This is a genomic window from Thauera sp. K11 (genome assembly GCF_002354895.1).
Classification (GTDB): domain Bacteria; phylum Pseudomonadota; class Gammaproteobacteria; order Burkholderiales; family Rhodocyclaceae; genus Thauera; species Thauera sinica.
Window position 1 is genome coordinate 3693029 of the sequence record NZ_CP023439.1, and the last position, 12977, is coordinate 3706005.

Annotated in this window: 9 protein-coding genes; all 9 read right to left on the reverse strand. The window is 66.5% G+C overall.

Annotation, left to right across the window (positions count from 1 at the left end; translation table 11 throughout):
- Entirely contained in the window at window positions 1-4674 is a 4674-nt protein-coding gene (locus CCZ27_RS16085; protein WP_096449827.1) for a glutamate synthase-related protein, read from the reverse strand.
- Between the two features lie 265 nt (window positions 4675-4939).
- The gene (locus CCZ27_RS16090; protein WP_096449829.1) at window positions 4940-6064 is read right to left on the reverse strand and encodes a deoxyguanosinetriphosphate triphosphohydrolase; all 1125 of its coding nucleotides are present in this window, start codon (window positions 6062-6064) and stop codon (window positions 4940-4942) included.
- 46 nt (window positions 6065-6110) lie between these two features.
- On the reverse strand, window positions 6111-7193 hold the full coding sequence (gene aroB / locus CCZ27_RS16095; RefSeq protein ID WP_096449831.1) for a 3-dehydroquinate synthase: 1083 nt from the start codon (window positions 7191-7193) through the stop codon (window positions 6111-6113).
- Window positions 7181-7714 carry a shikimate kinase gene (locus CCZ27_RS16100; protein WP_096449833.1) on the reverse strand — a complete coding sequence of 178 codons (534 nt, stop codon included), beginning with the start codon at window positions 7712-7714 and terminating at the stop codon, window positions 7181-7183. Before CCZ27_RS16100 ends, aroB begins: the two co-directional genes overlap by 13 nt.
- Window positions 7715-7825: 111 nt before the next feature.
- Window positions 7826-9979: a type IV pilus secretin PilQ gene (locus CCZ27_RS16105; RefSeq protein WP_096449836.1), complete on the reverse strand. Its 2154-nt coding sequence runs from the start codon at window positions 9977-9979 to the stop codon at window positions 7826-7828.
- Window positions 9976-10482, reverse strand: a complete 507-nt coding sequence (locus CCZ27_RS16110) for a pilus assembly protein PilP (RefSeq protein ID WP_198363154.1) — start codon at window positions 10480-10482, stop codon at window positions 9976-9978. Before CCZ27_RS16110 ends, CCZ27_RS16105 begins: the two co-directional genes overlap by 4 nt.
- An 8-nt stretch (window positions 10483-10490) precedes the next feature.
- Window positions 10491-11168 carry a type IV pilus inner membrane component PilO gene (locus CCZ27_RS16115; protein ID WP_096449840.1) on the reverse strand — a complete coding sequence of 226 codons (678 nt, stop codon included), beginning with the start codon at window positions 11166-11168 and terminating at the stop codon, window positions 10491-10493.
- On the reverse strand, window positions 11165-11773 hold the full coding sequence (locus CCZ27_RS16120; protein WP_096449842.1) for a PilN domain-containing protein: 609 nt from the start codon (window positions 11771-11773) through the stop codon (window positions 11165-11167). Before CCZ27_RS16120 ends, CCZ27_RS16115 begins: the two co-directional genes overlap by 4 nt.
- Window positions 11770-12846, reverse strand: coding sequence for a pilus assembly protein PilM (locus CCZ27_RS16125; RefSeq protein ID WP_096449844.1), 1077 nt, complete (start codon window positions 12844-12846; stop codon window positions 11770-11772). Before CCZ27_RS16125 ends, CCZ27_RS16120 begins: the two co-directional genes overlap by 4 nt.
- Window positions 12847-12977 lie beyond the last annotated feature (131 nt).

A 12977-nucleotide genomic window follows, 5' to 3' on the forward strand; every position in this document is an offset into this window, starting at 1 on the left:
TTACGCGGCCTCCAGTTGCTGCTGCCGCTGCTCGGCCATCTCGGCCAGCGCGCGACGATACTCATGCGGGAACACCTTCACGAACTTGGCGCGGTGGGTGGCCCAGTTGTCCAGGATCTCACGGGCGCGGGCGCTGCCGGTGAAGCGTGCGTGACGTTCGATGAGGCCCTTCAGGATGAGCTCGTCGCCCATCTCGAGGTGGTCGATGTCCACGCGGCCGTGCGATTCCAGTTCGTCGCCGGATTCGGAGCCCTTGCGCGCCTCGAACTCGTCCGGCAGCGGCTCGAGCGAGACCTGCGCCATGTTGCAGCGCTGCTCGAAGGTGCCGTCCATGTCGAGCACGTAGGCGACGCCGCCCGACATGCCGGCGGCGAAGTTGCGGCCGGTCTGGCCGAGCACGACGACCGTGCCGCCGGTCATGTACTCACAGCCGTGGTCGCCGACGCCTTCCACCACCGTGGTGGCGCCCGAGTTGCGCACGGCGAAGCGCTCGCCGCCGACGCCGGACAGGTAGGCTTCACCCTCGATCGCCCCGTACAGCACGGTGTTGCCGATGATGATGTTGTCGGCCGCGTCGCCGCGGAACTCCGCCTGCGGACGCACGATGATGCGGCCGCCCGACAGGCCCTTGCCGACGTAGTCGTTGCCCTCGCCCACCAGTTCCAGCGTCACGCCGCGCGCCAGGAAGGCGCCGAAGCTCTGGCCGGCGGTGCCGTTCAGGCGCACGTGGAGGGTGTCGGTGGGCAGCCCGGCATGGCCGTACTTGGCCGCGACACGGCCGGACAGCATGGCGCCGACGGTGCGGTTGATGTTGCGCACCGGCAGGTCGATGGCGACCTTCTCGCCGCGCTCGAGCGCGGGCGCGGCCAGTTCGATCAGCTTCTGGTCGAGCGCGCCGCCGAGGCCGTGATCCTGCTCCTCGGTGTGCATGCGCGGCACGCTGGCGGGCACGTTCGGGCGGTAGAAGATGCGCGCATAGTCGAGCCCCTTCGCCTTCCAGTGCGCGATGCCCTTCTTCATGTCGAGCAGGTCGGCGCGGCCGATCAGCTCGTCGAACCTGCGGATGCCCAGTTGGGCCATCAGCTCGCGCACTTCCTCGGCGACGAAGAAGAAGAAATTCACGACGTGCTCGGGCTGGCCCGAGAAGCGCTGGCGCAGCACCGGGTCCTGCGTCGCCACGCCCACCGGGCAGGTGTTGAGGTGGCACTTGCGCATCATGATGCAGCCTTCGACGACCAGCGGCGCGGTGGCGAAGCCGAACTCGTCGGCGCCCAGCAGCGCGCCGATGACGACGTCGCGGCCGGTCTTCATCTGGCCGTCGACCTGCACGCGGATGCGTGAGCGCAGGCGGTTCAGCACCAGCGTCTGCTGGGTTTCGGCCAAGCCGAGTTCCCACGGCGAACCGGCATGCTTGATCGAACTCCACGGCGAGGCGCCGGTGCCGCCGTCATGGCCGGCGATGACGACGTGGTCGGCCTTGGCCTTGGCCACGCCCGCCGCCACGGTGCCGACGCCGATCTCGGACACCAGCTTCACCGAGATGCTGGCCGCCGGGTTGGCGTTCTTCAGGTCGTGGATCAGTTGCGCCAGGTCCTCGATCGAGTAGATGTCGTGGTGCGGCGGCGGCGAGATGAGGCCGACGCCCGGCACCGAATGGCGCAGGAAACCGATGTATTCCGACACCTTGTGGCCGGGCAACTGGCCGCCTTCGCCGGGCTTGGCGCCCTGCGCCATCTTGATCTGGATCTGGTCGGCGTTGACCAGGTATTCGGCAGTGACGCCGAAGCGGCCCGAGGCCACCTGCTTGATCGCGGAACGCAGGCTGTCGCCGGCCGACAGTTCGAGGTCGCGCTCGATGCGGCCGGCGCCGATCACCTGCGACAGCTTCGTCGCCCTGGTGAGCGGCTTGAAGCGCATCGGGTCTTCGCCGCCTTCGCCGGTGTTCGACTTGCCGCCGATGCGGTTCATCGCCACCGCCAGCGTGGTGTGCGCCTCGGTGGAGATGGAGCCGAGCGACATCGCGCCGGTGGCGAAGCGCCTGACGATCTCCTTGGCCGGCTCGACTTCGTCGATCGGCACCGGGGCGCCGGCGGGCTTGATCTCGAACAGGCCGCGCAGCGTCATGTGGCGCCGGCTCTGGTCGTTGATGATCTTCGCGTATTCCTTGTAGGTGTCGTACTTGCCCGAGCGCGTCGAGTGCTGCAGCTTGGCGATGGCGTCCGGGGTCCACATGTGCTCTTCGCCGCGGATGCGGAAGGCATACTCGCCGCCCGCGTCCAGCATGTCGGACAGCACCGGGTCGGGGCTGAAGGCGGCCTTGTGCAGGTGGATCGCCTCTTCCATGACCTCGAACACGCTGATGCCCTCGACCTGGGTCGTGGTGCCGGTGAAGTACTTGTCGACCATCGCCTTCTGCAGGCCGATCGCCTCGAAGATCTGCGCGCCGGTGTAGGACATGTAGGTCGAGATGCCCATCTTGGACATGACCTTCATGAGGCCCTTGCCGACGGCCTTGACGAAGTGCTTGACGTACTTGGCGCCGGTCTCGGCGTCGCCCGCCAGTTGCTGCAGCGTCTCGAGGGCGAGGTAGGGATGCACCGCTTCCGCGCCGTAGCCGGCGAGCACCGCGAAGTGATGCACTTCGCGCGCCGAACCGGTTTCGACGACCAGGCCGGCGCGCGTGCGCAGGCCCTTCGCCACCAGGTGCTGGTGGATCGCGGACAGCGCCAGCAGCGCGGGGATGGCGACGCTGTCGGCCGACACCATGCGGTCGGACACGATCAGGATGTTGTAGCCGCCCAGCACCGCGTTCTCGGCATCGGCGCACAGCGAGGCCAGGCGCGCCTCGACGCCTTCCTTGCCCCAGGCGGCCGGATAGCAGATGTCCAGCTCGGCTGAGCGGAACTTGTTCTTGGTGTAGTGCGCGATGTTGCGGATCTTCGCCATGTCGGCGAAATCCAGCACCGGCTGCGTGACCTCGAGGCGGAACGGCGGGTTGATCTCGTTGATCTCGAGCAGGTTGGGCTTCGGGCCGATGAAGGACACCAGCGACATCACCAGTTGCTCGCGGATCGGGTCGATCGGCGGGTTGGTCACCTGCGCGAAGAGCTGGCGGAAGTAGTTGTAGAGCGGCTTTTCCTTCGACGACAGCACCGCCAGCGGCGAGTCGTTGCCCATCGAGCCGGTGCCTTCCTCGCCCGACTTGCCCATCGGCTCGAGGATGAACTTGAGGTCTTCCTGCGTGTAGCCGAAAGCCTGCTGGCGATCGAGCAGCGCCGCGGCGCATTCCGGCGCGGCGGCATCGGCCGGCGCCTCGAGGCCGTCGAGCTTGATGTTGATGCGGCGCAGCCACTCGGCATACGGCTTGGCGTTGGCGAGCGAATCCTTCAGTTCCTGGTCGCCGATGATGCGGCCCTGCTCCATGTCGATCAGGAACATCTTGCCCGGCTGCAGGCGCCACTTCTTGACGATCCTGCCGTCGGGGATGGGAAGCACGCCGGACTCGGAGGCCATCACGACGAGATTGTCGTCGGTGACGAGGTAGCGCGCGGGACGCAGCCCGTTGCGGTCGAGCGTGGCGCCGATCTGGCGGCCGTCGGTGAAGGCGACGGCGGCCGGGCCGTCCCACGGTTCCATCATCGCCGCGTGGTACTCGTAGAACGCGCGGCGGCGCTCGTCCATGTGCGTGTGCGACTCCCAGGCTTCCGGGATCATCATCATCATCGCGTGGGCGAGCGAATAGCCGCTCATCACCAGCAGTTCGAGCGCGTTGTCGAAGGATGCCGAGTCGGACTGGCCGGGGTAGATCAGCGGCCAGATCTTCTGCAGATCGTCGCCGAGCAGCGGCGAATTCACGCCTTTCTCGCGTGCGCGCATCCAGTTGTAGTTGCCGCGCAGCGTGTTGATCTCGCCGTTGTGGGCGATGTAGCGGAACGGATGCGCCAGGTCCCACTTCGGGAAGGTATTGGTCGAGAAGCGCTGGTGCACCAGCGACAGCGCCGACACCGCGCGCGGATCGACGAGGTCGGCGTAGTACTCGCCGACCTGGTTGGCCAGCAGCAGGCCCTTGTAGTTCACCGTGCGGGCCGACATGGAGACCATGTAGAACTCCCGCCCGTGCTTCAACTGCAGCGCGGCGATGGCGTTCGCGGCGCGGCGGCGCACGATGTAGAGCTTGCGCTCGAGCGCCTCGGTGACCATCACGTCGGAACCGCGGCCGATGAAGATCTGGCGGATCACCGGCTCCTTGGCCTTCACCGCGGGGCTCATCGGCATGTCGCGGTTGACCGGCACGTCGCGCCAGCCGAGGACGGACTGGCCTTCGGCGACGACGGCGCGTTCGATTTCCTCTTCACAGGCCAGGCGCGAGGCAGCTTCCTTTGGCAGGAAGACCATGCCTACGCCATACTCGCCGGACAACGGCAGGGCCACGCCCTGCTGCGCCATTTCTTCGCGGTAGAGCTGGTCCGGGATCTGGATCAGGATGCCGGCGCCATCCCCCTGCAGCGGATCAGCACCGACTGCGCCGCGATGATCGAGGTTCTTCAGTATCTCGAGACCCTGCAGAACGATGTCATGACGTTTCTCGCCCTTGATGTGGGCGATGAAACCCACGCCACAGGCATCGTGTTCATTGGCGGGGTCGTACAGACCCTGCTTTTGGGGCAGATCCATCTCTTTCTTCCTCAAACGACACGCAAGATCACGCGCAGGGACCCGGAGGGCCGTACAAACAAAACCGAACGCGCACAAAAAAGCCGGGCGCACGCGCACCGGCTTTATGGTTGCACCGAATCGGTGCATAACAGAGACGGGAAACGGGGCTTTTCGGGGACGCCGGCTACCGTACTGACTGTTGACGAAAAAAACTATACGCCCGACGGGAGCGAGGTTCAAGTTTTTTTGCGCTGCGGCAATCATCCCGCAACAAAGGGCGCCATCAGTGGATCTCGCCGACCGCGAACAGTCGCCGATGCTCTTTCATCGCGTAGCGGTCGGTCATGCCGGCGATGTAGTCGGCGATGGCCCGCGGCTTGTCTTCGCGCGCCTTGGCCTGGTATTGCGGCGGTAGGATGTGGGGGTCGTCCATGAAGGCCGCGAACAGCTCGCCGACGATGCGGCGCGCCTTGTTGGTCATGCGCAGCACCTGATAGTGGCGGTACAGCTCGTCGCGCAGGAAGACCTTCAGTTCGCGCAGGCGCGGCAGCAGTTCGTCCGAATAGGCGACCAGGCGGCCCGCGGCGTGCACGTCGGCCAGCGTGTGGACACCGGCGGCGGCGATGTTCGCACGCGTCTGGCCGATCAGGTCGATCACCATGGTGTGGATCATCCGCCGCACGGTTTCGTTGATCAGCTTGCGCCCACCCAGGCCCGGCCACAGCGCCTCCGCCTCGCGCCGCCTGGTGGCGAAGATCGGCACCGTCTCGAGTTGATCGAGGGTGATGAGGCCGGAGCGCAGGCCGTCGTCGACGTCGTGATTGTTGTAGGCGATCTCGTCGGCGAGGTTGGCGAGCTGGGCTTCCAGCGAGGGCTGGGTACCCTCGATGAAGCGCCGGCCGAGCGCTCCCAACTGCTCGGCATTGGCCCGCGAGCAGTGTTTCAGGATGCCTTCGCGCGTCTCGAACATGAGATTGAGCCCGTCGAAGGCCGCATAGCGGTCCTCGAGCAGATCGACCGTGCGCAGCGACTGCAGGTTGTGCTCGAAGCCGCCGTAAGCCTTCATGCAAGCATTCAGCGCCTCCTGCCCCGCATGGCCGAAGGGCGTGTGGCCGAGGTCGTGCGCGAGCGCGATGGCTTCGGCGAGGTCTTCGTTCAGGCCCAGTTCGCGCGCTATGCCGCGGGTGAGCTGGGCAACCTCGAGGCTGTGCGTGAGCCGCGTGCGGAACAGGTCGCCTTCGTGATTGACGAACACCTGGGTCTTGTACTCGAGGCGGCGGAACGCGGTGGAATGCACGATGCGGTCGCGGTCGCGCTGGAACTGGCCGCGTGCCACGGGCGCCGGCTCGTCATGCACCCTGCCGCGGGAATTGGCCTCGGTGACGGCATACGGGGCGAGTTGCATCATGCGTCGATCCTCCATGGATTGGAGCGCCGCCGAAGGTCGAGCCTCCTCACCGGCAGCGCGCGGCGATCGCCGCGGCAATGTCCTCGCGCGACGCATCCGCGTGGATCACCGCCTGGCCGATCGACTTCGGCAGCACCAGACGCAGCCTGCCGGCTTCGACCTTCTTGTCGTGCGACATCAGTTCGAGATAAGGCCCGGTGCCCAGTTCCGGCCCCCATACCGGCAGCCCCGCGCGCTCGAACAGCGCCGCGATGCGCCCGACGTCCGCATCGCTCAGCCAGCCCAGGCGGCGCGACAGCTCGGCCGCCATCATCGTGCCCGCGGCGATCGCCTCGCCGTGCAGCCATGTGCCGTAGCCCATACCGGTCTCGATGGCGTGGCCGAAGGTGTGGCCGAGGTTGAGCAGCGCCCGCTCGCCCTGCTCGGTCTCGTCGGCCGCGACCACTTCCGCCTTGTTGCGGCAGGAGCGTTCGATGGCATGGGCCAGCGCTTCCGCATCGCGGGCCACGAGCCGTTCGAGGTTCGCCTCGAGCCAGGTGAAGAACCCGGGGTCGCGAATCAGACCGTACTTGATCACTTCGGCCATACCCGCGGCCAGTTCGCGCGCGGGCAGCGTGTCCAGCGTGGCGGTGTCGGCGAGCACCAGCCTGGGCTGGTAGAAAGCGCCGATCATGTTCTTGCCGAGCGGATGGTTGATCGCCGTCTTGCCGCCGACCGAGGAATCCACCTGCGCAAGCAGCGTGGTCGGCACCTGGATGAACGGCATGCCGCGCTGGTAGGTGGCCGCGGCGAATCCGCCCATGTCGCCGACGACGCCGCCGCCGAGTGCGATCAGCGTGGTCGAACGCTCGCAGCGCCCCTCGAGCAGCGCGTCGAAGATGCGGTTCAGCGTCATCCAGTCCTTGTGGGCCTCGCCGTCGGGCAATTCGACGGCGGACACGCGCACGCCGGCACCTTCGAGCGTGGCGCGCAGCGTGGCGAGGTAGAGCGGCCCGACCCGGTCGTTGGTGACGATGATCGCGCGCGGCGTCCTGAGCGCCGGCAGCAGCAGTTCCGGCCGGGCGAGCAACCCGCGGCCGATGTGGATCGGATAGGCCCGATCGCCGAGTGCAACGTTCAGGGTTCGCATGGGAATTTCTTGTCCAGATTCTGCACGACCTTCTCGATCTGCCGCACCATCGTGCCAGGGTTGCCACGTCCGCCGTCGATGACGATGTCGGCGACTTCGCGGTACAGCGGATCGCGCGCACGATACAGTTCCTCGATGCGCGCACGCGGATTCTCCACCTGGAGCAGCGGACGGTTGCGGTCGGTGCGGGTCCGCTCCCACAGGATCTGCGGCGGTACGTTGAGGTATACCACCACGCCACGCCCCGCCATCAGCTCGCGGTTGCCCGGGTCCAGCACCGCGCCGCCGCCGGTGGCGATGACGATCCCGGACTCCCGGGTGAGGTCGTTCAGCGCCTGCGACTCGCGCTTGCGGAAGCCCGCCTCGCCCTCGATCTCGAAGATCGTCGGAATGCTCACCCCGGTGCGGGCGATGATCTCTTGATCGACGTCGGCGAAGCGCACCCCGCGGCGGCGCGCCAGCTCCTTGCCCACGGTGGTTTTTCCGGCTCCCATCATGCCGATCAATATCAGACAGCTCACGCCAGATTCGCCGGAAGTTGATCAAAAAAAGGGCGGGCACCCCCGGAGGGTGCCCGCCCGGCATTGTAACAGCAGTGCGGGACGCGGAAAGGAGCGGCGGAACGGGGCCGCTCAGCGCAGCGTCAGCGCGTCGGCGACGATCCGCGGCGTGATGAACACCAGCAGTTCCTTGCGGTTCGAGTCCTTGCGCGTCGTGCGGAACAGCCCGCCGACCACTGGCAGTTCGCCCAGCACGGGCACGCGGTCGATATTGGTGGTTTCCTCTTCCTCGTAGATGCCGCCGATGACGACCGTGCCGCCGTTGTCGATCAGCACCTCGCTCTTGACGTTCTTGGTCTCGATCGGCGGCACGCCGAGCAGGGCGGCCTCGAACAGCGGACGGTCCTTGTTCACCTCGACCTTGAGCTGCAGCCGGCCGTCGGGCGTGATCTGCGGCGTGACCTTGAGCGACAGCACCGCCTTCTTGAACGACACGCTGGTCGCGCCGGAACTGGTCGCCTGCTGGTAGGGGATCTCGGTGCCCTGCTCGATCGACGCCTCGACCTGGTTCGCCGTCAGCACACGCGGGCTCGACACCACCCGGCCGCGGCCATCGGATTCGAGCGCCTGCAGCTCCAGGTTGAGGAAGCGCGTCAGCCCCTTGTTGAACAAGGTCAGCGCCAGCGAGCCGTAGCCGTTGGGCAGGAAGCCGTCGCCGCTCGTCGCGTCCTCGCCGATGCGACGGACCGTCGAATTCAGCACCTGGTCGGGCGAGGTGGTGATCTTGCCGTCGGCGACGGTGGCGAACTCGGACTTGCCGAAGCCCAGCCGCCCCAGGCCGCCCAGGTTGGCAACCTTCGCGTTGCCGAAGCCCAGCCGCACGCCGAGGTCGCGGGCGAAGGTCTTGTTCGCCTCGACGATGCGCGCCTCGATCAGCACCTGGCGCGGCGGCACGTCGATCTCGGAGATCAGCTTGCGCACTTCGCGCAGGCGGATGCTGACGTCGCTGACGAAGACCTTGTTGGTGCGGTCGTCGTGGGTGACGCTGCCGCGCTTGGACAGCAGGGACTGGTCCTTGCGCTTGGTGATGAACTCCTCGATCTCCTTGGCCTTGTGGTAGTTGATCTGGAAGCTCTCCGTCTGCACGGGCTCGAGGTCGCCGATCTGCGCCTTGGCTTCGAGCTGCAGCTTTTCACGCGCGGCGAGTTCGTCGCCCGGCGCGATCCAGATCACGTTGCCTTCCTTGCGCTTGTCGAGGCCCTTGGCCTGCAGGATGATGTCCAGCGCCTGATCCCAGGGCACGTCCTTGAGCCGCAGCGTCAGATTGCCCTGCACCGAGTCCGACGTGATGATGTTGAAGTTGGTGAAGTCGGCGATGACCTGCAGCACCGAGCGCACGTCGATGTTCTGGAAGTTCAGCGACAGCTTCTCGCCCTGGTACTGCCCGCGGCTGCCCTGCACCAGCTTGTTCGGGTCCTCGATCACGCGCTTGACCTCGAGGACGAACTGGTTGTCGCTCTGGTAGGCGTTGTGCTCCCACATGCCGTTGGGCGTCACCACCAGGCGGACGTTGTCGCCCTGCTGCTGCGCGGCCATGGCGCTGACCGGCGTGGCGAAATCGATGACGTCCGAACGGCGGCGCAGATGCTCCGGCAGCGTCGTCTTCAGGAAATCGACCACGAGGTTGCCGCCCTGCTGGCGGATGTCGATGCCGGCATCGGGCCGCGACAGGTCCACCACGACGCGGCCCTCGCCGTTCCTGCCGCGGCGGAAATTGATGTCCCGCACGCTGCTGCCGCCCGGCGCGGCGGCGCGGGCATCGGAGAAATTGCCGTACGACTGGCCGACGGCCGTCTCCGGCGCGGCGCTCTTGCCGGTCGGGCTGATGGCGATGATCAGGTTGCGGCCGTCGATGCGGGTCTCGTACGGGCTCACCTTCACCAGATTCAGCACGAGCCGCGTGCGGTCGCCGACCTGCACGATGTTGGCGCTGCGCAGGTCGCCCTGGTCGATGCTCTGCAGCGTGCGGCCGAGCCCGTTGCCGGTGCCGGGAAAATCGAAGGCGATGCGGGCCGGATTGGCGACGCTGAAACTCGCCGGTACCGCCGCGAGCGGCTGCTTGAGGGCGAGCCGGACGTAGAGCGTGCCGCCCTGCTCGGCCACCTCGAGCGATTCGATCTGATTTGCCTGCGCCTGCGCCGGCGCGGCCTGCTGCGCGCGCGCAGCCTGGACCGGCGCAAGCGCGACGCACAGCGCCGCCAGCAGCACTCCGATGCCGTTTTTCATTTCCTGCCCTCCTGGCGCTCCTGCAGCATCAGCGTGCTCACGCGCTCGACCCAGTCGCCGTTGACGTCTTCGACGAGCTCCCGCAGCGTCATCGACGTGTCGGAGATGTCCGTGACGATGCCGAAATTCTGGCCCATATAGTTCCCCACCTTGACCTGATACAGGCTCTTGTCGGCCATGACCAGGGCATTGACCGCCCTGCGCTGCCGCATCACCCCGACCATCTTCAACGACTCGAGCGGATAGGCTTCGAGCGGTTCCTTGCGGCGCTCGAGATTGGGCCGCACCCCGCCCGGCGCCTTCTCCGGCTCGAGACGGCTCGCCCGGAACGGCTCGACCAGACCCGCAGCCGCATAGGCCACGACCGGAAACGGCTTGATCTCGGGCAGCGGCTTGACACTGCCGCGCATGGTCTTGGCCTGCTCGTCCATCCATCCCCGGATGTCGTCCTGCGCGTCACCCGAACATGCGGCCAGGCCGAGGCAGCATGCGAGGACGGTCATGGTGCGCCTCACTTCTTCTTCCCCTTGGCAGCCTTCTCCGCCGCTCGCTTCTTGGCCAGCTCGTCCTCGTCGAGATAGCGGTAGGTGACCGCCTTCGCCTCGAGCTTCAGCCTGCCGTCCTTGTCCGTTTCCAGCGCGACGTTGTTGAGCGTGACGATGCGCGGCATCTGCGCGACGTCGCTCGCGAACTCGCCGAGGTCGTGGTAGGCCCCGATGACCTTGATGTCGATCGGCATCTCGGCATAGAAGTCCTTGACGACATCGGAACCCGGCTTGAACAGGTCGAACTGCAGGCCACGACCGAGCCCGGCCTGGTTGATGTCGGACAGCAGCGAGTCCATCTCCGCGCGGTTCGGCAACTGCCTCAGCAGCGCACCGAACTGCCGGTCGATCTCGGACAACTGGCGCCGGTGCTCGTCGAGGTTGACCGCCTGCCGCTTCTTGTTCAGCCATTCCTCGCGCAGACTCGCCTCCTCGGCCTGGCGCTGCTCGAGCGTCAGCGCCTGCTCGCTCCAGTCGAACCACCAGAAGGCGGCGACGGTGGCGACGAGCAGGCCGACGAAGACCGCGACGCGCGGCGCCAGCGGCCACACGCCGGGGTCCTTCGCATCGAGCCCGCGGAAATCCTGCGCAAGGCGTTTCAGATCGACACTGCGCAGGCTGGCCAGCGCGCCGCTCGCACTCATTTGGACACTCCCTTGCCCGCCGCCGGCGCCGCCTTGCCCTTGTTCTGCGCCGCGTCGTCCTGCTTTGGCTGCTCGATGCTCACGCCCAGCGTGAACTCGCTCACGCGGCGGTTGTTGACGGTGGCCGCCTTGACTTCGACCAGCGCGGGCTGCTCGAGGAAGGGCGAGGCATCGACATTGCGCATCAGGTGGGAAACGCGCGCGTTTGACTGCGCGTAGCCGACCAGGGTCACGCGCTGCCCGGCCTGCTTGGCCGATTTCAGATACACGCCCTCCGGCATCGCCCGGGCGAGTTCGTTGAACAGATGCACGGTCTGCGCCCGGGTCCCCTGCAGCGATTCGATCACCTGCTTGCGTGCCAGCAGGGCGTCGATCTGCTCGCGCAGCCTGCGGATCTCCACGATCTGCTGGTCGACCTTGGCGATCTCGGACTTGAAGAAGGCGTTGCGGGCCTCCTGCTCGCTGATGTAGCCGGCGTAGATGGTATGCACCAGCAGGCCGATCAGCCCGCCCAGCACCACCATCATCGCGGACAGGACGTAGAACTGCTTTCTCCGCTGCCGGCGCTTTTCCTCGCGATGGGGGAGGAGGTTGATCCGGATCATGCGTCGAATCTCCGCAGGGCCAGCCCGCACGCCACCATCAGGGAGGGCGCATCGGCAAGCAGGTTCTTGGGCCGCACTTTCGACGAGAGGGTCATGTTCGCGAAGGGGTTGGCGATGACCGTCTCGACCTGCGTCCGCGCGCCGACCACCTGCGCGAGCCCCGGCATCACCGCGCAGCCGCCGGCGAGGACGAGATGATCGACCTGGTTGTATTGCGTGGAAGTGAAGAAGAATTGCAGGGCGCGGGACACCTCCAGCGCGAGGCTGTCCATGAAGGGCCGCATCAGGTCGTGCGCGTAGGCTTCGGGAAGGGTGCCGGCGCGCTTGGCCGCCTCGGCGTCGTCCACGCTCATGCCGTACTGGCGGGAAATGTCCTGCGTGAGCTGGTTTCCACCGAACGCCTGCTCGCGCGAATAGACCTGGATGTGGTTGCGCAGCATGGTCACGTTCATCACGCTGGCGCCGACGTCGATGAGCGCGATGACCTTGTCCCGCCCGCCGTTGGGCAACTGGGCGCTGACGAGTTCGAGGGCGGACTCGATCGCGAGCGACTCCACGTCCACCACGGTCGCCTTCAGTCCCGCCGACTGCGCGACCGCCACGCGGTCTTCCACCTTGTCCTTGCGCGAAGCGGCGATGAGGACTTCGACCTCACCGGGGCTGCCGGGCGCCGGACCGATGACCTGGAAGTCGAGATTGACCTCGTCGAGCGCGAAGGGGATGTACTGGTTGGCCTCGGACTCGACCGCCAGTTCCATTTCCTGCTCGCGCAGGCCCTCCGGCAGGATGATCTTCTTGGTGATGACCGACGATGCGGGCAGGGCCATCGCCACGTTGCGCACCCCCGCGCCGAAGCGCCGCAGTGCGCGCCGCACGGCCTCGCTGACCGCCTCGAGGTTGGCCACATTGCCGTCGACGACCGCGTCGCGCGGCAACGGCTCGATCGCGTAACGCTCGACTTTGTAACCGTCCTTGTCCCCTCCGGACAGCTCGACAAGCTTGACCGATGAAGATGAGATATCAAGTCCGGCCAGTTGACGCGCCTTTGAACCGAAGAGGGAGAGCTCAATCACAAAGAAAACCCTTACATTTCTTTATGTTACGCGCAACTTGTGATTAATTTTCTTGGATGCTAGCAACAACGACCATGGGTGTAAAGCGCAACTCTTCACGAATAAACCGTTGTAACGGCCTGCCGGCACCC